Source organism: Bacillus lumedeiriae (genome assembly GCF_044891285.1).
Classification (GTDB): Bacteria; Bacillota; Bacilli; order Bacillales; family Domibacillaceae; genus Pseudobacillus; species Pseudobacillus lumedeiriae.
In genome coordinates, this window is the sequence record NZ_JAUIYO010000002.1 from 453,950 (window position 1) to 476,770 (window position 22,821).

At 41.1% G+C, this 22,821-nt stretch carries 22 protein-coding genes; 12 read left to right on the forward strand and 10 right to left on the reverse strand.

All coding sequences use genetic code 11. The features are described 5' to 3' along the window. Positions 1-258: 258 nt before the first annotated feature. The 4 genes from QYG89_RS05710 to QYG89_RS05725 are packed head-to-tail and all read left to right on the forward strand — an operon-like array spanning position 259 to position 5,306. Positions 259-2,157 carry a hypothetical protein gene (locus QYG89_RS05710; RefSeq protein WP_404315451.1) on the forward strand — a complete coding sequence of 633 codons (1,899 nt, stop codon included), beginning with the start codon at positions 259-261 and terminating at the stop codon, positions 2,155-2,157. A 12-nt stretch (positions 2,158-2,169) separates the two neighbouring features. After that, positions 2,170-3,414 carry an ABC transporter permease gene (locus QYG89_RS05715; RefSeq protein WP_404315453.1) on the forward strand — a complete coding sequence of 415 codons (1,245 nt, stop codon included), beginning with the start codon at positions 2,170-2,172 and terminating at the stop codon, positions 3,412-3,414. Continuing rightward, complete coding sequence (locus QYG89_RS05720) at positions 3,398-4,576, forward strand: ABC transporter permease (RefSeq protein ID WP_404315455.1); 1,179 nt, start codon at positions 3,398-3,400, stop codon at positions 4,574-4,576. The genes QYG89_RS05715 and QYG89_RS05720 overlap by 17 nt, the downstream gene beginning before the upstream one ends. Further along, positions 4,569-5,306 carry an ABC transporter ATP-binding protein gene (locus QYG89_RS05725; RefSeq protein ID WP_404315457.1) on the forward strand — a complete coding sequence of 246 codons (738 nt, stop codon included), beginning with the start codon at positions 4,569-4,571 and terminating at the stop codon, positions 5,304-5,306. The genes QYG89_RS05720 and QYG89_RS05725 overlap by 8 nt, the downstream gene beginning before the upstream one ends. Before the next feature lie 55 nt (positions 5,307-5,361). Here the strand turns inward: QYG89_RS05725 and QYG89_RS05730 are convergent, their stop codons facing one another. Beyond that, on the reverse strand, positions 5,362-6,102 hold the full coding sequence (locus QYG89_RS05730) for a YwaF family protein (RefSeq protein WP_404315459.1): 741 nt from the start codon (positions 6,100-6,102) through the stop codon (positions 5,362-5,364). 290 nt (positions 6,103-6,392) lie between these two features. Here QYG89_RS05730 and QYG89_RS05735 point away from each other — a divergent pair, with 290 nt between their 5' ends. The 4 genes from QYG89_RS05735 to QYG89_RS05750 all read left to right on the forward strand — a co-directional run bounded on the left by QYG89_RS05735 (position 6,393) and on the right by QYG89_RS05750 (position 11,285). Further along, complete coding sequence (locus tag QYG89_RS05735) at positions 6,393-7,982, forward strand: GGDEF domain-containing response regulator (protein WP_404315461.1); 1,590 nt, start codon at positions 6,393-6,395, stop codon at positions 7,980-7,982. A 42-nt stretch (positions 7,983-8,024) separates the two neighbouring features. Further along, positions 8,025-9,203 (forward strand): M20 metallopeptidase family protein, encoded by a 1,179-nt coding sequence (locus QYG89_RS05740; RefSeq protein WP_404315658.1) that lies wholly within the window; start codon positions 8,025-8,027, stop codon positions 9,201-9,203. A gap of 73 nt (positions 9,204-9,276) precedes the next feature. Continuing rightward, on the forward strand, positions 9,277-10,020 hold the full coding sequence (gene map, locus QYG89_RS05745; RefSeq protein WP_404315463.1) for a type I methionyl aminopeptidase: 744 nt from the start codon (positions 9,277-9,279) through the stop codon (positions 10,018-10,020). Positions 10,021-10,307: 287 nt separating this feature from the next. Further along, complete coding sequence (locus QYG89_RS05750; protein WP_404315465.1) at positions 10,308-11,285, forward strand: metal ABC transporter solute-binding protein, Zn/Mn family; 978 nt, start codon at positions 10,308-10,310, stop codon at positions 11,283-11,285. 253 nt (positions 11,286-11,538) lie between these two features. Here QYG89_RS05750 and yhfH read toward each other — a convergent pair whose 3' ends face one another. Beyond that, the gene (gene yhfH / locus QYG89_RS05755) at positions 11,539-11,670 is read right to left on the reverse strand and encodes a protein YhfH (protein ID WP_404315467.1); all 132 of its coding nucleotides are present in this window, start codon (positions 11,668-11,670) and stop codon (positions 11,539-11,541) included. A gap of 325 nt (positions 11,671-11,995) precedes the next feature. Here yhfH and cspD point away from each other — a divergent pair, with 325 nt between their 5' ends. Continuing rightward, positions 11,996-12,196: a cold-shock protein CspD gene (gene cspD, locus QYG89_RS05760; protein WP_049661945.1), complete on the forward strand. Its 201-nt coding sequence runs from the start codon at positions 11,996-11,998 to the stop codon at positions 12,194-12,196. 143 nt (positions 12,197-12,339) lie between these two features. Here the strand turns inward: cspD and QYG89_RS05765 are convergent, their stop codons facing one another. Continuing rightward, entirely contained in the window at positions 12,340-12,867 is a 528-nt protein-coding gene (locus QYG89_RS05765) for a PepSY domain-containing protein (RefSeq protein WP_404315469.1), read from the reverse strand. A gap of 119 nt (positions 12,868-12,986) precedes the next feature. Continuing rightward, positions 12,987-13,622, reverse strand: coding sequence for a DUF2238 domain-containing protein (locus tag QYG89_RS05770; protein WP_404315471.1), 636 nt, complete (start codon positions 13,620-13,622; stop codon positions 12,987-12,989). A gap of 257 nt (positions 13,623-13,879) precedes the next feature. On the opposite strand from QYG89_RS05770, the gene QYG89_RS05775 reads away from it, so the two are divergent. The 3 genes from QYG89_RS05775 to QYG89_RS05785 are packed head-to-tail and all read left to right on the forward strand — an operon-like array spanning position 13,880 to position 17,564. Next, entirely contained in the window at positions 13,880-16,225 is a 2,346-nt protein-coding gene (locus tag QYG89_RS05775) for a xanthine dehydrogenase family protein molybdopterin-binding subunit (protein WP_404315473.1), read from the forward strand. Then, the gene (locus tag QYG89_RS05780) at positions 16,222-17,055 is read left to right on the forward strand and encodes an FAD binding domain-containing protein (protein WP_404315475.1); all 834 of its coding nucleotides are present in this window, start codon (positions 16,222-16,224) and stop codon (positions 17,053-17,055) included. The genes QYG89_RS05775 and QYG89_RS05780 overlap by 4 nt, the downstream gene beginning before the upstream one ends. 2 nt (positions 17,056-17,057) lie before the next feature. Next, positions 17,058-17,564: a (2Fe-2S)-binding protein gene (locus QYG89_RS05785; protein ID WP_404315660.1), complete on the forward strand. Its 507-nt coding sequence runs from the start codon at positions 17,058-17,060 to the stop codon at positions 17,562-17,564. Between the two features lie 27 nt (positions 17,565-17,591). On the opposite strand, the gene QYG89_RS05790 is transcribed toward QYG89_RS05785, so the two are convergent. The 6 genes from QYG89_RS05790 to QYG89_RS05815 form a co-directional block, all read right to left on the reverse strand. After that, positions 17,592-17,984, reverse strand: a complete 393-nt coding sequence (locus tag QYG89_RS05790) for a hypothetical protein (protein ID WP_404315477.1) — start codon at positions 17,982-17,984, stop codon at positions 17,592-17,594. A gap of 223 nt (positions 17,985-18,207) precedes the next feature. Next, on the reverse strand, positions 18,208-18,354 hold the full coding sequence (locus QYG89_RS05795) for a hypothetical protein (RefSeq protein ID WP_404315479.1): 147 nt from the start codon (positions 18,352-18,354) through the stop codon (positions 18,208-18,210). Between the two features lie 291 nt (positions 18,355-18,645). Continuing rightward, positions 18,646-19,707 (reverse strand): glycosyltransferase family 4 protein, encoded by a 1,062-nt coding sequence (locus QYG89_RS05800; protein WP_404315481.1) that lies wholly within the window; start codon positions 19,705-19,707, stop codon positions 18,646-18,648. A gap of 557 nt (positions 19,708-20,264) precedes the next feature. Beyond that, complete coding sequence (locus QYG89_RS05805; RefSeq protein ID WP_404315483.1) at positions 20,265-20,645, reverse strand: SET domain-containing protein; 381 nt, start codon at positions 20,643-20,645, stop codon at positions 20,265-20,267. 55 nt (positions 20,646-20,700) lie between these two features. After that, entirely contained in the window at positions 20,701-21,786 is a 1,086-nt protein-coding gene (locus QYG89_RS05810; protein WP_404315485.1) for a CotH kinase family protein, read from the reverse strand. Between the two features lie 212 nt (positions 21,787-21,998). Continuing rightward, on the reverse strand, positions 21,999-22,793 hold the full coding sequence (locus QYG89_RS05815; protein ID WP_404315487.1) for a hypothetical protein: 795 nt from the start codon (positions 22,791-22,793) through the stop codon (positions 21,999-22,001). Between the last annotated feature and the right edge of the window lie 28 nt (positions 22,794-22,821).

A 22,821-nucleotide genomic window follows, 5' to 3' on the forward strand; every position in this document is an offset into this window, starting at 1 on the left:
TAAAAAATGATTCAAAAAGAAGCTTCCGTTGTGAGAAGCTTCTTTTTTGTGTGTAGTTAAATAGAACGGAAAAGAGAGCACTTTTTCTTGTTCTAATTTTCCGGCGGCAGCGATATAACAAGAAGAGAGTACATATCCTTATGAAAAGAGAATAGGAGATTTTGTCTTGTTTTGTCGAATCTATGGCAAACGTTTTTTTTGTTCCTTATGCTAGTAAGGAGCCGTAAATAGGGCTGAAAAAAGAAGGGGAGAGATGAAATGAAAAATTGTGTACACTGCGGAAACCCGATCGGAGCAGGAACCAAGTTTTGTCCTTCTTGCGGCAAAGAAACCGCAGCTGGGCAAGCATCCAATCAAGAGTTTTCGGCTGCATTGGAAGCTGATGAAACGAATAAGCAGAACGACATAGTTAAAAAATCAAGGGGGAAGCTGCCTTGGGTCATCGCCCTCGTCGTTTTACTGTTAGGAGGAGGGGCAACGGCTGCTTTTCTGCTGAATAAGTCTCCGAAAGAGCTTTTTTTATTGTCGGAATATCATGCTTATGAGCAAGCGAAAGCAGATTTTGACGAAAAATACGGAGAGTCATTTGAATTCTCGAAAAAGTTAATGGAACAGCCGTCTACTTCCCAAATGACACTTCGCGCTGGATTGGAAATGGATAGTTTACAAAATGATCCAGACGCAGCGATGGTTATGGAAATGCTCAAAAATGCGACGATCACAGCAAAAATGAAACAAGATCCAAAGAAAAACGCAGGGGATTACAATATCGCCTTGAACCTTGAAGGTGAAAAAGCGCTCGATATGGAGTTTGTTCATACAGATCAACAAATGGGCGCAAAGGTTCCTCTTCTTTATTCTAAGTTCTTTTATTTGAACTTAGATGAGTACGGCGAGTTTATGAGAAAGATGGATCCCTCCTACACAGGCCCGGAAAAACTAGAGCTTTCACCAGTAGAGTGGAAAGACCTCGAACTGAAAGAAGAAGACGTTAACTATTTAACGGAACGTTACGCTGCCTTTTTGGTTGATCAGCTGAAAGATGAAAACTTTGAGCTGGAAAAAGGGGTAGAATATGAGTTTAAAGGTGAAAAGATGAAGTTGAGAAAAGTGACTCTCTCACTTTCATCGCAAGAGACAAAAAGCTTAATGAACGAGTATATGGATCGGTTGATCAAAGATAAAAAGCTTCATAGCATGATAGCGGTTCGAGCGGAAAAAGTAATAAAAGCAGGAGCTGCAACAGAAGTAAGCGGGGAGATTCCGAGCCGTGAAGAAATGGAAGAAGAAATCGTTAATAGTTTAAAAGAAGCAAAGGAAAGCTTACAAGATGTAGAATTTCCTAATGGCTTGTCCTCTGTGCTGCTCATAGATAAAAAAGAGCAGATTATCGACCGGACAATGAAGATGACAGTAGCCAATCCGTCCGCTGAAGAAGTAGCCTTGAAGATTCATACAAAGAACGTTCCTTATGGAAATGAGCAGCGTATGAAAGAGTTTACAATGGAAGCGATGCCGAAAGAAAATAAAGAAGAAAAAGTAACTGTTCAAGTGACAAATGACATGAAAGGCAAAGATGATAAGCGTACAGAGGATTTACGCATTTCCCTCCATGGAGCGAAAGAAGAAGCAGCCAATTTTAATATGAAATCAACTTTTGCTGGTGATTCAAAAGGCAAACAGAATATTGATCGGGCGTTCACTCTCAAAGTCCAGGGAGATGCGGCTTATGAAGTGCCATCGGAGATTAGCGGCAAAGTAAAACAAGTACAGGACACGAACCTTGATAAAGAGTATTCTAATGAAAAGCTGGATGTTGAGGTCACTGTGGATGATGAAATGAATGGCGGAACCCTTTCTTTTGTAGTAGATACGAAAACGAAACTAGTAGATAAAGTCACTGTTCCTGCGTTTAAAGAAAATCAGCCCGGCAGTCTGAATGTGAATGAAATTACTGACGAACAGCTGGCACAAATTCAGCAGGAGGTAGGCTTAAACGTGATGAGTCTCATGAGCAGATTTGGATTGCTCGGAGGTGCCCCTATGGGAGACCCATTCGGTGGTGATTCCCATGCGGAAGATTTATATGAAGAAGATGCCGCTGCTCAAGAAATGTTTAATAGTCAATCATCCGAAGAGGAAGAAGCTATTTTTTAGACGGGGGCATATATGAAAACAATCCTTACATTTACGCTTTTCAATATAAAGCTCCTTTGGAAAAATAGGATCACAGCCATGTTTTTATGGCTGTCTCCTATTTTCTTTTTATTTATTGTCGGTTTAATTGGAAGTGAAGGATTAGAAAAAGAACGGTTTGTCGATCCGTTTCAGCTCGTCATCGTCAATGAAGACCCTACATTTGAAACGAGACTAGTGATCAGCCAGTTAACAGAAGGTGAGCATTTGAATTCGATTATGAGGACGGTAGAGTCGGACAGGAAGGAGGCAAAGCAGCTGTTAGAGGAAAATAAAGCCGCCGCCGTTGTCTACATTCCCCGTGGATTTAGTAAAGATGTTGCGAAGGGGATCAATACACCTGTTACGGTTGTCGGAAACGAACAGCGGCCGCTGCAAGCTGCACTCGTCCGGCAAGTAATGGAAAGTGCCGCCGGTTTTACATCCGCTGCTCAAAGCGGGATCAATACGGTTCATTACTTTATGAAAGAAATGGATTTTACAAAAGAAGAAAGGAAAAAAGAATTTAAAAAAAATGTCGTCTCGTTTTCTCTTGATATATTGGGAAGAGGGAACATTTTTGAAGAGAAAAAACAAGCGGCTCTTTACCAAATTAATCTATGGCACTATTATGCGGTTTCCTTTTTAACGTTAATGATGATGGTTTGGAGCTTCACCGGCCTTTTTCTTTTTAACAATCAGATGAATAAGGCACTTTCCCGCCGCTTGCTCACTGTAGGTTTCTCTTCTTACCATGGAGCCGCTGCAAAAATGACCTTCGTGTTGATCGTTGTGCTTATGAGCAGTATGATCACTGTTATTTTATTGATGATCAGCGGCATGGTGAATTTGCATATTGAGTCCTTGCGTTTCACTGGCGGCTTTATTCTGACGGCCTTTTTATTTGCTGTTTTTTTCGTTATGATCGACACCCTGCTGGCGGATGAAAAGCTTTATTTGCTTGTAGGTTTAGCTTGTTTATTCGTAGGAACCACTGCGGGGGGGCACATTATTCCTGCTGTGTATTTTCCCGGTTGGCTGGAACAAATAAATGTGCTTACGATTAATGCCTGGGCACTTGAGTATATGCTTACCTTTTTTTATCAACATTCGGCTCAAACATTCTTAAAGCTCTCTTTTATTCTATTATCCATTGCTTGTTCCTTTAGTTTGATTACGATCGCTATTTTATATTGGCGGATGAGAGAAAGGAGAAGAGCCAGTGGGTGTGTACGTTAGCAAAGGGAAATATTTCATTCGAAAGCCGTTAACTTGGATTTTCCTGTTTATCCCTCTCACAGCCTCTCTTTGCTTCGGAATGTTCTTAAGCAAACAGCAGGCAGCACTGACTATTCCAGTTGCGGTTGTAGATGAAGATAGAACGAACTTATCTAAAAGCGTAATAAAGGAGTTAAAAAAGCAGCCGGAGCTGACGGTTGAAAGTGTAACGGCTTTATCTGCAAAAAAACAGCTGCTGCAGGGAGAAGTAGACAGTGTCATTATTATGAAAGAACATTTTCAAACACGCTTGCTAAAAGGGGAACATGATCAATTGATTGAGCTATGGACTTCTCCTCTTTCTGCCGCGGCAGGCATTGTGCGTGAAATAACAGCGAGTGAAGTCATTAAACAGGCGAGTGCGGTTAAAGCAGCTAATAAAGTGGTCTCGCTGTATGAACAAAAAAATGGGAGTCACGTGGAAAGTGGAGCGATATGGAAGCAGGCTTTTAATTATACAATGGCCCAATGGCAGCCAGCACCGTTGATGACTGTACACTATGAAACATGGACAAGTGAAAACCAAGTGCAGAAAAAAGAACGATCCTCTGTATTATTTTCCTCTTACCTCGGTTTGTGGAGTTTTTTCACACTGTTGTCTTGCTTTGTACTGACAGACTGGGCTGTGAAGGAACGACTGACTGTGTTTCCGCGCATCCGTGCAAGCAGTATGGGGCTGCCGGCTTATTTATACCAATGTTCGGCTGCTTCTCTGACCATTCAATTGTTTCAAGCAGGCTTGTCTGTCCTAGCTTTTCATCACTTGAACATAATCACCGGCCGGGTAGTTATATTCGTTGTTATGGCTGTTTTTATCCTTTTTTGTACAGCGACGGCTTTGTTATTTGCGCTTTATCATCATCATTTAGGATCTTTTTATTTATCGGTATTAAGTGGTACGCTGCTGTTTGCTCTTATTGGAGGAAGCTTCTTCCCAGCTAGTGAATGGTTTGTTGATATCGAGAGAATAAGCAGTTTGTTTCCACAGGCTGCTTTAACAGCCGCAGGAAATGGCCATCAGTGGGGAAGTCCGCCCATATGGAGAAACACAGTGGTCATGGCTGCAGCCGCTTTTTTTATATGGATCTGGACGATTTGGAAGGCAGGGAAACTCAATGATTAGCATCAAGAATGTGGAGAAATATTACCGTAAAAAGAAAATACTTGGCCCGGTAAATCTACATGTAGACAAAGGAGAAATTTTTGGATTGGTTGGGCCGAACGGGGCCGGAAAGTCCACCCTTCTTTCCATATTAGCGACCATTACCATTCCTTCTGCCGGAAAGGTAACGATCAAAGGGCTGGATGCGGTGAAGCAGGCGAAAGCTGTTCGCAGGCAAATTGGCTATGTGCCGCAGGATATTGCTCTTTGGGAGGACATGACGGTCAAAGAGAATATGTTATTTTGGAACAAGGTATCAAAGAGTAAGAAAAAGGAAGAACAATTAAAGGAGCTTTGCGAGTCTGTTCAGCTTTGTGGCAAATGGGAGGAGAAAGCATCACGGCTTTCAGGCGGCATGAAAAGAAAGCTTAACATAGCCGTCTCTTTAATTCATGAACCCGATCTTTTATTGATGGATGAACCGACAGTCGGTATTGACCTTCAGTCTAAATTTGAAATAAATGAGTTGATGAAACAATTGGCCAGCGATGGAAAAACGATCGTATATATCACACATGATGTGAACGAAATCATCTATATGTGTACGAGAATAGGGGTCTTAAAACAGGGGGAGTTTCATTTTATAGGAACAATGAATGAAGCGGCTGCTCTATTGAAACGGTGCGGTGATGACTGGAAAAATGAGGAGGACATCATCTTTCAACTTTTAAAGCAGAAGCTGAATAAGTAAGTGAGTGAGGGAACGGCCCGGGCGTTTAGTCTTCAGGCCGTTCTTTATTTTTTAGTTAAAAGTAGTGATGAAACTCTCTTTCAACAACAGCCGTTGCTGATTTTTCTCTGAACAGCAGCCAGATAACGATACTTAAAGTGAACGCGACGGCTTCTAATGAAAGAATGTACCAAGGATAAGGACCCAGCAAATCGATCATGCTCGCTGTTTCAGGTTTATGACGCAGGAAAAGGTAGTTTCCATTTGTTAACTTATTAATGACAAAAATCATAGATGCTAGGACATTAAGGAAGATCATTGTTTTTACAACGGACAAGAAGGAAGGCCTGTACCCTTTCACCCAAGTAAAATAAAGGGGTGTGCAAAAGATAAGTAAGTGTGTAAAGAAAAAGTGAAAAAAGCGGAAATGAGGAAAATCAAAATACAAATAAGGAGTAATTAATGCCTGAGATGCTCCTAATAAACCAATGAACAACAAAATTTCATATAATAGCTTGTTCCCTGTAATGAGCAGGAAAATGGTCAAAAATGTAGCGATGCTGCATAGTTCTAAAGGGAGGGAGCGGTTTACTGTCCATAGATCTGTCCCAATCATCCATGAATGATAAGCGATTTCCATGCCAAGCAGGAAAAAGGCAGCTGTCCATTCACCTATCCGTGTGTTTTTATCCGCCAGCTTCTTCCTATAGATAAATAGACTAAGGATCATCAAGAGTAAAAGCACTAATACAACGATATGACTAGTGGAAAACATGTAAAAATGAACATGCTCATAGCTGCCGCTGAGCCAATTCATGATTCTGCCCCCTTGTTTAGATAATGTTTCCTATCCAAGTCTATGATTGATATTTTGAGAAAAAACAAGCACCATCTATATATAACGCAACAATAAGATGTGAGTAAGAGTTAATGTTGGTATAATTATATTATAGAGGCAGCCAAGGGGAAAGAACCCCGAAGAAAATATATTATATTTACTTTTGATGACGAGCGTTGGTGACAGTTAAACGTGGAATCAAAGATGGCATAAACGATAAAAACTAGAATGAGAACGAGAAACATAGATTGTATGAAGGGGGGCTGCACTTGAAAACATATCAAGACATTTTTATGAAGAGAATGAATACAACTTTTCAACGCTGGAGCAGCCAGCCATTCGTTACTGAAAGAGAGCTATATCGATTTCTTTATTTATTCAAGAAAGCAGCTGATTCCATCGGATTAAAGGAATTGGCCGACAGTGCCTCTGTTAAGCTTGAACAACTAAATAAAGGAGGAAATAAAAATTGGAGCAAGGAAGAATGGCGGCCTTTTTTGGCTGAGCTGTTGAGAAACGATGATGGATCCATTCAAAAAAAACAGCGGGCTGAGAAAAGAGGTGAGGTGATCCTTTTTATCGAAAGTGATATTGAAAGGCTGACCGCTTTGAGGAAGGAAATGGAAAATGAAGGGTGGGGAGTTTTGGCTGCTATGACAGCAAAGAAAGGCTTGTTCCTCTTCTTAACAAAGCATCCAGACCTCTTGCTTATTGATTTAGATCTCCCTAAAGACAGCGGGATGGAACTGCTCAGAGAGATTAACGAGACAGCCGGCAATCGCTTTACCCCGATTGTTGCCGTGAGTTCAAAACGAGGCAAACAAGAGCGGATAAAAGCTTATGAAGCCGGAGTGCTTGACTATATTGAAATGCCCGTGGAGCCGGATGAACTGATGATCCGTATGAAGAACAAAATAAATTACTCTAACTTAATGAAGGGGATTGTGCTCATAGATGAACTAACAGGAGCGTTTAGCCGCAAATTTTTTAATGTGGAAATCAAACGACAGCTTCACCTGTTAAGAGAATCAGCCCTTCCTTTTTCTGTGGCTATGCTTGATTTAGATCATTTTAAAAAAGTCAATGATACATACGGTCATGCTGTGGGAGATGAAGTGTTAAAGGAATTTAGCCGCATCGTGAGAAGCCGGATTCATCAAGGAGATTTCTTTATTCGTTTTGGAGGAGAGGAATTTGTATTACTTATGCCGAATTGTACGGCAGTAAAGGCGAAACAAATGATTCAATCGATTATTGAGGAGTTTAAACAACATGTATTTACGTTCGAAGAATATGTCTTTTCCTGCAGCTTCTCTGGGGGAGTGATCGAGGTGAATCATGCAGATGATCAGCCGGAAGAGTTTTTAAAGAAAGCGGACCTCGCTCTTTATTCTTCTAAAGTTAATGGCCGCGGTAAAGTGACGAATTATCAAGAGGTAGATTCTCCTCTGGATCAGGAGAAGCTGCTGCGAATTGGAATTATTGATGATGACGGAGTGATTCGCCGGATGCTTGAAGATCAGCTTCAAAGCATGTCATTCGGAGAGTATCAGACAGACATTCGTTCCTTTAAAGAAGGAGAAGCCTTTTTTAATGATAACTGGTATAAACAGGGCGGGAAATATATTATTTTACTTGATGGCGTCATGCCAAAGATAGACGGTATTGAAGTACTGCAGCGTTTGCGTCAAGAATTTCCAGAAGAAGACTTTGTCATTATTATGCTGACAGGAAGAAAAAGCGAGAAAGATATTGTCAAAGCGCTGGAGCTCGGTGCGGACGATTATTTGACAAAGCCATTCAGTATTAAAGAGCTGGAAGCCCGCGTCCGCCGGCTTGCTATGAGAATCGTTGATTAGTCTGCTTTTCTTGTAACGATAAAAAAAGGAGAGGTTGTTGTGCTGGAAGAAATCTATCACTCTTTAGAAAATAACTTCGAAGACACGGTGAAAATGAGAAGATATTTGCATCAACATCCGGAACTATCATTTGAAGAAGAAGAAACACCGAAGCTAATTGCCCAAACGCTTAGAGAGATGGGAATCGAAACGAAAGAAGGAGTCGGCGGACGGGGAGTAGTAGGGATCATTCGCGGGAAGAAGCCGGGGAAAACGGTTGCATTGAGGGCTGACTTTGATGCGTTGCCGATTCAAGACTTAAAAGAAGTGCCTTATCGTTCGACTGTTCCTGGTAAAATGCACGCATGCGGCCATGATGCCCATACAGCCACCTTGCTGTCAGTTGCCAAAGCACTTCAGGAGAAACGTGATGCCTTATGCGGAACTGTCGTGCTCATTCATCAATTTGCAGAAGAACTTGTTCCCGGCGGCGCGCGGGAGATGATTAAAGATGGATGCCTGGATGGGGTGGACGCTATTTTCGGTACTCACTTATGGTCAACGATTCCAGTTGGACAAGCTGCTTTTCAGCCGCAGGCGATTATGGCATCAGCTGATCACTTTGAAGTAGAGATCATTGGACGAGGCGGTCATGGCGGCTTGCCTCATGAAACGATTGATCCGATTGTTATTGGCACAAATTGGGTGCAATTAGTACAGCAAATTGTCAGCCGAAGCGTTAGTCCTCTTGATTCAGCGGTCATTTCTGTTGGAGCCTTTCATGGCGGTGATGCTTTTAATATTATTCCGGAGAAGGTCTCTATTAAAGGAACAGTGAGAACCTTACGAGCAGACGTGCGGCAAATGGTTGAACAGAAGATGGAGGCTATTCTCCGCTCGTTATGCGAAGGGGCTGGAGCTTCTTATCAATACCAATATGTAAAAGGGTACCCGCCTGTTATGAACCATGCTGCTGAAACAAATTTCGTCCAGTCGTGTGCTGAAGAAGTGCTCGGCAGCAGTAACTGTTACATCACTGAACCATTAATGGTTGGAGAAGATTTTGCTTATTATTTACAGAAAGTTCCGGGTACTTTCTTTTTAACCGGTGCGGGCAATCCTGCAAAGAACGCAGTCTATTCGCACCATCATCCGATGTTTGACATTGATGAACAGGCTATGCTCTATGCCGGTAAAATTTTAGCCTCTGCTGCCTGGAAGTTTTTAAATGAACAGGCATAAGCCGCTTTTCAAGAAGATGTAATTTCTGTATAGTATGTTACGGAAGAGAAATTTAAGATAAAGGAAGAGTTCGATGATTATAAAAACCGAAGAAGAACTGCAGTCGTTGAAAAAAATCGGTAAAATTGTTGCGGAAATCCGTGATGAAATGCGGGGTGCAACAAAGCCCGGCGTAACGACGAAAGAATTGGATGAATTGGGCGGAAGATTATTTGCGGAAAAAGGAGCTGTATCGGGTCCAAAAAGCGAATATGATTTTCCAGGATACACGTGCATCAGTGTAAATGATGAAGTAGCGCATGGCATTCCGGGCAGCCGGGTGATCAAAGAAGGTGACCTTGTAAATATCGATGTGTCTGGCTCATACGAAGGTTATTTTGCAGATACTGGTATTTCATTCGTCGTAGGGGAAGGCGATCCTTTACTCTTTAAGCTATGCGAAACAGCGGAAACAGCGTTGGAGCGCGGTCTGCTGAAAGCAAAAGCCGGAGCAAAGCAAAATCAAATCGGTAAAGCAGTCATGAACGAAGCAAAGCGCAATGGATTTACAGTGATCAAGAATTTAACAGGCCATGGCGTTGGGCGTGCGCTTCATGAAGCTCCAGATCACATCTTAAATTACTTTGATCCGTGGGATAATGCATTATTGAAAGAGGGCATGGTGATTGCATTCGAACCATTTATTTCTGCTAAAGCGGAGATGATTGTAGAAGGAGGCGATGGCTGGACATTTAAAACACCGGATGGCAGCCTCGTTGCACAAATTGAACATACGATTGTCATTACAAAAGATGAACCCATTATTTTAACGAAATAAATGAATATAGAGCCAAATGCTGTGTGCATTTGGTTTTTTAATTTTGGCTATGTTCATGACTAATGTTGATTTTTCCCCTTTGTTGATTGGAGGGGAAGGAGCGGGACTCCTCCGGAAAAAGCGTGTCCACGGGGAAACCCCGCAGAAAGAGACGCTCCAGCAGAAATCTAACAAAGCCTAAATTTTATAAATAACTAACAAATCGAAATCGTTACTATTTACAAAACGGAATGATTTCGATATAATCTTCCTAGTTATCTATTTTATATTGTTTAGGAGGAACTACATTGTCTCGTTTTCTAAAAATCTTCTTTATTTTCACGGTCATCGTGTTTCTTGCGGCTTGTGGACAAAAAGAAGCGAATAAACAAGATCATAGCAAAGAAAAAGAATCCATAAAAGTATATACAACCATTTATCCGTTAACTTTTTTTACGGAAGAAATCGGTAAACAATATGTAGATGTGAAAAGCGTTCTGCCTGCTGGAGTAGATGAGCATACATACGAACCGACATCTAAAACAATGCTGGATATTGCGGGTGCGGATTTATTTTTGTATAACGGACTTGGGCTTGAGCCGTTTGGGAAGAAAGTGCAAGAATCAATGAAAAGTGAAGATGTCCGCGTGGTTGAAGTAGGGGAAGAAATTGATTTAGACAGCCTTTATCACCATAAAGAAGAAGCTGAGGAACATGAAGGAGATCATCATGATCATGAACATGATGGACATACACATGGAAGTATCGATCCTCACATCTGGATAGACCCGACATTGTCCATGCAGATGGCAGGAGTAATTAAAGAACAACTATCAGAGCTTGATCCAGAACATCAAAAAGAGTTTGAAAAAAACTATGAAGCATTAAAAGACAAATTAACAAAGCTGGATAAAGAATTCCATGAAGTCGCCGATAGAGCTGATAACAAAGAATTTCTCGTGTCACATGCAGCTTTCGGCTATTGGGAAAAAAATTACGGGATTAAGCAAATTAGCGTAGCCGGTCTGTCACCTACGAATGAGCCTTCACAAAAACAACTGAAGGAAATCATTGAAACAGCGAAAGAGCACCAAATTAAATACGTGATCTTCGAACAAAACGTGACGCCGAAAGTAGCGAAAGTGGTACAAGTGGAATTAAAGGCAGAAGCGTTGAAAATTCATAACCTTTCCGTGCTTACGAAGGAAGATGAAAAAAGTGGGGAAGATTATTTTACGCTGATGGAACAAAACATTCAAACATTGAAAAAAGCAATAGAGAAATAAGGATAAAAAGAACGGTCTTCAAAGTGAGTGAATAACTGACTGCGAGGCCGTCCTTTTTTATGTGGCTATATAACGACTAGTGTTGATCTTGCTCATTTGTTGATTAGAGTGGAAAACGAGCGCCCGCAGCGGAAATCAACAGGGGGTAACAAAGCCTTTCAGTTATAAATTGAACTTTCATATGAAAAGAGACATGATGTAACCGGTCGATACTGATGAGAAGAAGAAGAGTGAGAAGTTCATTTGGTATATGTTATTCTTCTCGTTTTGACAGGCAGCGGTCACATTCCATCATATACGATTCTGCTTGTTCAGACATATGTTCTCCGCATTCAGGACATGTTTTGGGTGGAAGGGATCTAAAAAATTCTAATGGGCTCATCATTCAGGTATTTCCTCCTTTTTATAAAACAGTTATTTTTTATTTTTTCTGTTATACAACAGTATATTCTTCTTGTTTTTGATTGTGAATAACAAAATGAAAGATATTGAAAATTAGTTCTGTAGTCCCGCGTGAAGCAGCAAACTGGAACGGTATTAAAATGCAACCCTACATTTTCTTGCTTTTTTGTTAGATAGGTGGTATAGTAAAGGAAGTTGTTTAAGTTCGTTTCAAAAGAGAGCAAGTTTGAATAACATTGTTTTCGTCTTGAAATAGTAATAAACAGCAAGAAATGAATGAGCACGTGAAGCTCGAGGAGGATATTTACATGTTACAAGGTAAAGTAAAATGGTTTAATGCAGAAAAAGGTTTCGGATTCATCGAAGTTGAAGGACAAGACGATGTATTCGTACATTTCTCAGCTATTCAAGGCGATGGCTACAAAACTTTAGAAGAAGGCCAAAGCGTTTCTTTCGAAGTTGTTGAAGGACCACGCGGACCACAAGCTGCTAACGTAGAAAAACAATAATCACACATATAAAAAAAGACGATGTACATGCATCGTCTTTTTTCGTTATGTGGCGATCAATATATAACTGTCTAAAGGACATTTTAATCGTTTCTAAAGCAGGGTCCGAAAAGAATAAATAGATGAAATCTCAAAAAGTGAAACTAATCGACTTCTTTAAACTTCAACACTTTTCCGTTAGCCGCATCTACAAACACTTCCGCTTCACGTCGATAAATGGTCCCTATTTCCACATCATAAACTAAGCGATTATGAAAAGTATCTAAATTTATTTCGGTTACTGTTCCTCTTCCATTTACTTGATCTAAGGCTATTTTCTTCGCCTCTTCTATAGAGATGTTTGTTGAAATATTTTGAGGCTTATTTTTTTTAAGTTCATATTGACTAATTTCTGAAACTTTACCTGTTAAGGTATCGATGTCTACTTCAAATGTTTGATCCTTTTTGACAATCGTCACTTCGTATTCTTTAGACCCATCAGGGCTTTCTTCCATATGAATCTTCGTCACTATGCCTCCATTTAGTTCTCTTAACGCAATTCTTTCTGCCTTTATTTCGTCAATGCCCGCTTCTTTTGTTTGAGTTGTATCATCTGTCATAGCATATATGGCGGCCCCCATCAGGCCGATGATAATGATCGTTCCTATTATTAGCTTTGTTGTGAATTTCATGCTTAACCTTCCTTTGTGTCACGGGATGTGTATTTTAGCATTCCCGATATCATGTGCTTCAATGATATAAAAAGGACATGTGAAAACAGGAAATCTAGTTATGGAAAAAGGTGTGTCGTTCAAACGTTAGGTTTGTGATGATCCTTTTTTAGAAGCCGGTTATGCAAGTTTGAAAAAATAAGCAAGGCAAGGATTGAACCGACTAAGGCACAAGCCATGTCCCATTCAGCATCCCATATATCTCCTTGCGTATTTACAAAGTTTTTAGCTGCTTCTCCTCCACCCGACAGCTTAGTGAATATTGCTTCAATAATTTCATAAAGGGCTGCGACGGCAATCACAATGCTGATCGAAATAGCAAATAACCAACTTCCTTTTATAAGTGCTGTTTTTCGCAGTAAAACTTCCCTTACAACAATAGCAAATAATCCTTTTAGAAAATGGCCAAATCGGTCATAATCATTTCGTTTCAAATCAAAAACATCTTTGATCCAGTCAAAAAGAGGCACTTTTGAATAAGTGTAATGTCCTCCAATAAACATGAGAATGGATAGGATGGCCATAATTACGTAAGACAGTGTGGTGAAACGAAACTTATTGTAGGTAGCTAATAAGATAATGATCCCAACCACAGCAGGGCTCACCTCTAATGCCCACTCTAAATACCCAGAAGGCTTGATGATGGACCATATAAAAACAGCCGCAACGACTAGCAATAAAAATAAGTGAATCTTTCTGTCTTTCGTTTCCCCCAATTCTTTCACTCCTAAAAGATTAATCACTAAGAAACAAACGTACAGCGAAAAACATACGCTATCCTTATTATTGCCTTTTCATTTACTTTTTACGCCTGCCTTTCAAATAACTGTTTTATGGGAGAAAAAATGATTAAAGGTATAACCTTTTCATATATCAGGGGAAAATGGAAGTTATATGCTGAACAATTTTATGTTACTAGGAAATCGATCTGAGAAGTGAAGTGGAATGATCGATTAAACAGGAGGTATGCGTCATGAACAGCAAGATATGGACATCTGTTGGCAAAGCAGAACAAAGAATTGATGCAGTAGAAAAAGCAGAGGGAACAGTCAGATACGTTGGAGACTTTTTGATGCCGGGAATGATGCATGCAAAGCTGGTAACAAGCACATATGCTCATGCTAGGATTCAATCGGTTGATACGGAGGAAGCGTGGCAAATGCCAGGGGTACGCGCCATCGTTACTGGGAAGGTGTTTCCATTTCATATTGGTCCTATTTTAGCGGATCGGCCTCCTTTAGCATTCGAGAAAGTACGTTATTATGGTGAACCGATCGCCATTGTTGTAGCTGATCATGAACATCAGGCGAAGCAAGCGGCCCGAAAGGTAAAGGTGAATTATGAACCTCTGCCGGTAGTGAATTCTGTCAGCCAAGCCTTTCAAAAAGAGGCGCCTTTAGTCCATGAAGACTCCAGCCAATATATGAAAATTATTAGCAATGTCTATCCCGTTCCGGGGACAAATATAGGAAGCCATATTAAGATTCGTAAAGGGGATTTCATCTCTGAGTGGGAAAACTGTGAGGAAACAGTGACAGCGACGTATTCCTTTAACCTTTCCGATCATGCAGCTTTGGAAACGAGAGCGACACGGGTGGAAATTAATCCAGCCGGCAAAGTCATTGTACATTCCTGTACCCAATCCCCGTTTACCATTAAAAAGGTGTTAAATCAATTTTTTAATATTGAAGTCGGAAATATTATCGTCCATGTTCCTATGATTGGCGGAGCATTTGGCGGAAAGGGGACCGTTCAATTAGAACCACTTGCTTATTTAGCATCCAAGGCAGTGGGGGGCAAACTAGTAAAATTAGAGTATGAGCGGGAAGAGGATATGATTACGGCTCCCGGACATATCGGGATCGAAGCTACGATTAAACTGGGAGCAAGCAAAGATGGGGAATTACTTGCGGGGCAGTATACCTTTTTAATTGATTCCGGTGCTTATACGGACCAAGCAGCAGGTATTACTAGAGCAGCAGCGCTCGACTGTACGGGCCCTTACCATGTACCAAACGTATGGTGTGACTCTTATTGTATGTATACGAACCACCCTTTTGCTACATCTTTCCGGGGATACGGTCATCCGGAATTAACATTTGCGGTGGAAAGAACGATGGATCAATTAGCCAAAAAGTTAAACATCGATCCTATTGAATTAAGGGTGAAAAATGTGATTAAACCAGGAGACACTTCTCCTACTCAGGCCCTGTTAACCGCCAACAACATTGGTGACGCTGAGAAATGCATCAACCGGGCTAAAGAGCTTATTCAATGGAATAAAGGGCGGCGGATAGAAGTCGAGAAAAGCAAAGTACGCGCCAAGGGAATCAGCTTGTTTTGGAAGACATCGACAACAGCAACAAATGCCGAATCAGGAGTCATTCTAACTTTCGAAGCGGATGGCAGTGTCAATTTAAACTGTGCAGCTATCGAACTTGGACAGGGAACGAAAACGCTTCTTGCACAAATTCTAGCCGAAAAGCTCGGCATGGAAATGAATAAAATTCATGTGAAGATGGAAGTAAACACACAATATGATCCTCATCAATGGCGTACGGTGGCCAGCAGTACGACCTTTTTAGCGGGCCGGGCGGTCTTAGCTGCTGCGGAGGATGCGATTTCCCAATTGAAAAGAACGGCTTCTATCGTTTTACAATGCTCAGTGGAAGATCTGGAAGTGGGCGGAAACCGTGTGTATTTGAAGGCTAATCCCGAATATGGAGTACCGATCAAGGACATAGCCCTTGGATACAAGTATCCCAATGGCCATGCAATCGAGGGACAAGTGGTCGGTCATGGAAAACATATTCAAAGGCACTTAACCCCGATGGATCAAGAAACAGGATTTGGAAAGCCGGGTCCTTGGTGGTCTGTTGGCGCCCAGGCGGTAGAGGTTGAATGGGACACGCGGGATTTTACGTACAAGATTCTAAAAGCAGTAACGGTTATCGATGGCGGGACCATTATTAATCCAGCAATGGCTGTACAGCAAATGAGGGGAGGCATGTATCTCGGCCTAAGCTTCGCCAGCCGTGAATCTTTTATTTTTGATGCGCAGGGTATTGTTCAAAATCCTCAATTCCGAAGTTATGAGATGATGCGGTTTGGGGAACAGCCAGATGAATATCTTGTCGACTTTATTGAGACACCAGCCGCAGACGGACCGTATGGCGCCCGGGGAATAGGAGAATACGGGGTCATCGGTGCACCAGCCGCACTGGCAAATGGACTTTCCGAAGCGGCACAAGTAGAACTGAATCAATTACCCCTCATCCCGGAAATGATATGGCAAGCGAAAAAGGGGGGCGGACAATGATTCCATTTGATTTTGAATATTATAAACCCGCCTCTGTCAATGAGGCGGTTCAAACGTTTCAAATGATGAGTGAAAATGGAAAGCAAGTTGTTTTCTATTGCGGCGGCACGGAGTTTATTACATTTGCCCGGGTAAATAAAATAACGGCTGATGCGGTTATTGATCTCAAAGGAATTTATGAATGCCATATCCTGGAGGTTCAGGGCGATCAATTAGTCATTGGAGCGGCTGTTTCATTAAACAAAATTGCAGAATCCAATTTGTTTCCGCTGCTTGGAGAGACCGTGAAACGAATTGCTGATCATACATCAAGAAACAAAATTACTCTTGGAGGGAACATTCATAGTAAATTAATGTATCGGGAAAGTATCTTACCCTTATTATTATCGGATGCCACAGTGAAAATTGCTGGAAGTGAAGAGGAGAGAATCGTTCCACTAGCAGAGATTTTTCAAAAAGAAATCAACATGAAGCCCGGGGAGTTTCTTATCCAAGTTGTCATTAAGAAAGATTATATCGATCTGCCCTATGCAAGTTTTAAAAGAACGAAAATGTCCAAAGTAGGGTACCCGGTTGTTTCTATTGCAGCGCTCGCAAAAGAGAACAGAATGAGGGTCGCTTTTAGCGGGGTCTGTGAATATCCTTTTCGTTCACCGGAGATAGAAGATGCATTAAATGATTCATCACTTTCAACAGAGAAGAAGATTGACCAGGCTGTTGCCCATCTTCCTGCCCCCATTGTTCAAGATCTTCACGGATCAGCCAGTTACCGTGAATTTGTGTTAAAAAATGGTTTGCAGGATATGATAGAAGCATTGGAGGGGAAATAATGATGATTTCAAATAACACATCCAAATCAGTGATTCGTCTCCATGTTAATGGGGAGAGCCATGACGTGATAATCCGATTCGCTGACACTCTCCTGCACACATTACGAGAACAACTAGGATTAACCGGTGCAAAACGATCTTGTGAGAATGGTGACTGCGGGGCTTGTACCGTGTTAATTAATGGAGAGCCGATGCATTCTTGTTTGTCTTTAACGATTGAACAAATAGATCAGACCATTACGACAATAGAAGGTTTGGAAGATTCCTCCATCAAACAAGCATTTGTGAGCCATTGGGCTATTCAATGCGGATATTGTACACCTGGCTTTATTTTAAACTGTCACGCCTTAAAAGCTCGGCATCCTGATGCAGAAGAAGAAGTGATTGAAGAGTGGATGCAATCCAATCTCTGCCGATGTACTGGATATCAGGAAATCAAAGAAGCCGTTAAAGCTGTTCTGCAAGAGGAAAATACACTACTGAATGAAACAAAAAACACCCTCGACTAATTTTGTGAAAGTCGAGGGTACATACAATTATCCTTTTTTAAAACTGTTATTCTCATTGTTCAGCGATTGAATAAGCGAAAGCGTATGTGATGCCTGCTCAATTTGTTGCTGTACTTGCTCCAACTGCTGTTGTTGAGCCGTTGTTGATTGTGTAACGGCGAGGCCCTGCATGTGATTCAGCTGCTGTGTAGCCTGCTGCAGAAGCTGCTGGGCCTGCTGTAAAGGCTGTAGATTTGTCATAGAGGCATGTTGCTGTATCGTTTGTTCCGCTTGTAGGAGTGCTTGCAATGTGTGTTGTTTTTTTGTTTGAAATTGCTGCTCCATCTGTGCTTGGTTTTGCTCGATCTGCTGTTGCTGCAGCTGAAGTTGTTGTTGAAAGTTTTCCAGCTGCTCTTGCTGTTCATTTTGTTGCTCATTCATGTAGATGACCTGCTTTCAGTTGAACTTGGCCGGAATAACCTGCCCATCATATAGTTTTCCTAAAATAAGTACATTTATCAACTTTTTAGGCAAGGATACGTCCAATTTCAAATGTAAAAAGGATTTCGGAAAGGTACACAAAAAAGAGCTGACCATCGTCAGCTCCTCTTTTATTTATTTTAATAAAGGAAAGTCCGATTATTCTATGTTGTTAAGCATGTTCTCATGGAGTGATATGAGAAGTGGGGATCGTAATAATTTTCCCGCCAACCTGTATATGAATCGTATCGTTAAAGATCGCCTTTACAATTCCTTTTAAGGAAACAGTTGAATTAACAGAAATTTTTTTTGCGTCAGAGTTTGTTTTCATCCCATTCAGCCTCCCGTTAGATTATTAAAATGAAGCAGAAGTATAAAAGATAAAACACGAATTACTTTGATTATTACATGTGTAAATAAAGGGTGTCAATTCTGACGAATGTTAACGTATCACAAAGTTCAAACGAAGCTGATTGTAGCAGAAGGCGCGAAGACTCCTGCGGGAAAGTGAAGCGACTGGAACAGAAATCAACGGACAAGTTTAAAGAACTATACAAAAAAAGGGATGTCCCTAAAAGTTATACTTTGGGACACCCTATTCGAGCTGCTTACAAACGATCTTTTAGGATCGGCCGGACAATTTTCTGTAGATCTTAGAAAAGGCTTTGTATCTTTCACCGACGGCACCAACGAGCTCTGCGATCAGATGAAGAATGACTAAGAGAAGGAACGATATGGCCAAGGATACCCACAGAGCAGCAGACGATAAAAGGATCGCAGCTATGCTAAAAAGAATACCAAATCCATAAATAACAAGTACCGTATTTCTATGAGACAATCCCAAATCTAAAATTCTATGATGAAGATGCGATTTATCTGGAGCTGAAATAGGTTTCTTATTAATAATGCGGCGAATGATCGCAAAGGTCGTATCAAATACAGGGACACCTAAAATAATAATGGGAATAATAAAACTGAACAGCGTTACACTTTTGTATAATCCGAGAAGGGATAAAATCGCCATGATATACCCAAGAAAGAGCGCACCTGTATCTCCCATAAAAATTTTAGCTGGATGAAAATTATAAAATAAGAAAGCAAGCGTGCTCCCTAGAACGATTAAAGCTAGAGTCAGGATTAATCCTTTTCCTGACAGGGCCGCTAAAATAGCGATCGATGCAATCCCGATGGATGAAATGCCTGCAGCTAAGCCATCTAATCCATCGATCAAATTGATCGCATTCGTAATACCTACAATCCAAAAAATAGTAAAAGGATAAGCAAGCCATCCAAGCTGTAATCTTTCATCCACGAACGGAATAGCGATAAAATCAATTGTTAGGCCTGAGCTGACAACTAACCCGGCGATCAAAATTTGTCCGAGGAATTTTATTTTAGCGGAAAGCTCATACAAATCATCGAAAATTCCTAGAATAATAATTAATAATGCTCCTATACTAATAGTAGCCACACGTTCATGATATAAACCCGAAGCAAAGAAGCCGGCTGCTACACCGATAAAAATGGCTAAACCGCCTAACCGCGGCATTAACGTTTGATGGACTTTCCTTTGATTCGGTTTATCAACGGCCCCTATTTTTATTGCTAATCGAATGACAAAAGGTGTAACAATTAAAACGGTAATAAATGAAACAGCAAAAGCTAGAAAAAGTTGTATATTCAATGTATAAAGCTCCTTTTGAATAAGTGCTATTATGGCGCTGAGAAACGCTGTAGTGAATTTCGTGTTGTCTAGTATCATTCCTTTACTGCTCTTCTCATAAGCTTCATAGAAAACTCGATTTTTGTCAGTAAGAAATAGTAAAAATTGATCCAGCGGCTGCCACTAATAAACAAACGATTGAACTGTCGGATCTTTCTGAAGTATAGATGAGATAGAACCTCTTAATCTGATAATAAAAGAAAGTACCGAACAGTACAATAGTTGTTAGTATTAATAATACCCGAAATTTCTTGTGACGAAAAGAAGGGAAAGCACTCTTAATGAGCCGATAAAGGGTGGAAAAAAGAAATTGTTGGCACATTTCTATGATTTTCAATCGCTGATTATATGAAATAACAGTGTAGATTCAATGGTTGTTGCATCAAAAAGCCTGCACAAGTTAAGCGAAATGTGCAGGCTAGTGAGATCTATTAACAAATGTCAGCCAGAAAGAAGCGGTTAAGTATTTATAAAGGTTCTAGAATGAGAACTTTCGCTTTTCGGTATGGAGTGACAGCTTAATCGATGACATCAAACCATAATGCGGATCGATCATCAGGGTCTCCATTGTAATTTATAGTGATCTCCTCATCTTTTTTAATATCATTCCTTGCGTAAAAGTCTATTGATAAATTGTCTTCATTATAATCAAATAAAGCATTCGGTGTATAAGAGTGGTTAAATAAGGCTCCATAGCCTAGGGCAATGGCTGTATGCTTATAATTTTTCCCCCAAGAGAAACAGTAATCCACAAGGACTGTTTTTCTTAAATACTTCCACTCGGTTTTATCTGATACTAAAATAGGAGAAACTTCAATGAGTTCGCCTGTTTTTATATCACGTCCAGCATATACTCCATTACCATATTTTTCGGTGTTTTTTATATATATGAGCCCCACAATAACGACACCATCCTACAGTTCTTAATTGTTTTTTAATAAGAAAGGGGTTCTTTTAGTTGAATTTCGCTAGATGCTCTCTCAAATAGCGGCTGCGATCGCGGATAAATTGAAAAATAATCTCTGGTTCACCATCGAATATTTCGATTTTCCTTTTTTTATAAGGATCCAGCAGCACATTTGGCCGCAAAGATTCATGTAATGACATGACCTTATCTTCTAAATAGTTTATCGTAAACTTCGTTTCTAAAGTTTCCTCTAATAAATCTCTGTACAGCTTTCGTAATTCAGGTACTTTCGGCAAAAGAAAACATAATTGGTTATTCATTTTTCCACCAGGTGGAACATAGTCATATCTCATGATTCCGCCATCGACTTTTCTTCCCCAGGTTGCATCGTAGTCCCAAGGGAGAATCTCAAATAAACTAGTCTCGCTGTTCCGATACAATGCATAATTATGGGTGAATCCGTCATTATTCATTGTACAAACAGCTCCAACGAGCCACCGTAAAAATGTATCCATATTGAGGTGCTGAGAAATTTCATCATAGAATTTGGAGGGAGGGGTCGTGTTGACTTTGTTTATAAAATCGTGGAGGAAATCGTCATCTGATTCATTTCCAAACATTCGTTTGTAGCCTGCAAGAAGTGATTTTTTAGGTTTTTCCTCTCTCGTTAAGGAAAAGTTGGCATTATTGTTAACGGCATAATAAATAGGGCCGGAAGGAAGGTTTCTTTTTTTAAAGAATAAATCATCCACGGACTCTAATTGTAAATAAACACCTTTAAGCGAGTCATTTCGAATTAAATTTACATGTTGGCTATTTGGAGACAATACACCCATGTCTTGAAAAAAATCAAGGGACAGTTTATTACGCATAAGAGAGGGGTCTCTATATTCCGCATTTAGATGAATTTCTCGTGCTCCATCATATCTTTCCGGTTCGATAAACACAATGCGATAGGATCTTTTTCGGAAGTTCCGTGTGTATGATCCACGGTAGGAAATATCGACATCATAAGTGACATCTTTTGCCTGCAAGTAAGCAGGGACAGGATCATCAATCCATATATTAGAACGTAAATCTTCAAGATCGCCTTCTTCAATGATCAAAAAATAAGATGGAATTAGATCAGACATATCTTCTCTTTCCTTTCTCTTATTCCACAAGATGATAGATTGATACCCGTATACTGGTATCTAAGTTGACCATTCATTACACCATTGATCCCTTAAAATTCAACGTAGTATTACTGCTTCGCATTTAATTGGAAAGTTTTTGATATCGTTCATATGATCGTTTCATATTTGAGCCCAGCCAATCATTATTGACCAGGCTCAAGCATTTTTAATTAACGGCGTCTTCTGCGTTTTCCACGTTTCCCTTTACCTGGGCCGCTCGTAGTACTCGTATCTGTAGTCGTAGAGCTGGCCGTACTTGTAGAGCCCGTTCCTGTTCCACCAGTGCCCGTTCCTGTTCCACCAGTGCCCGTTCCTGTTCCGCCGGTGCCCGTTCCTGTTCCACCGGTGCCCGTTCCTGTTCCACCGGTGCCCGTTCCTGTTCCACCGGTGCCCGTTCCTGTTCCACCGGTGCCCGTTCCTGTTCCACCGGTGCCCGTTCCTGTTCCACCAGTACCCGTTCCTGTTCCACCAGTACCTGTTCCTGTTCCACCGGTGCCCGTTCCTGTTCCGCCGGTGCCTGTGCCTGTTCCGCCGGTGCCGGTGCCTGTTCCACCGGTGCCCGTTCCTGTTCCACCAGTGCCCGTTCCTGTTCCGCCGGTGCCTGTTCCACCGGTGCCCGTTCCTGTTCCACCAGTGCCTGTTCCTGTTCCACCAGTGCCTGTTCCTGTTCCACCGGTGCCCGTTCCTGTTCCACCAGTACCTGTGCCTGTTCCGCCGGTGCCCGTTCCTGTTCCACCAGTGCCCGTTCCTGTTCCGCCAGTACCCGTTCCTGTTCCACCAGTGCCCGTTCCTGTTCCGCCAGTACCTGTGCCTGTTCCACCAGTACCCGTACTTGTAGTACCTGTACTTGTAGTACCCGTACTTGTAGTACCCGTACTTGTAGTACCTGTACTTGTAGTACCTGTACTTGTAGTTCCTGTAGTCGTAGTGCCCATACCTTTCTTACCTTTTTTTCTTTTTGGCATAGAAAATCTCTCCTTTATAAACATGCTG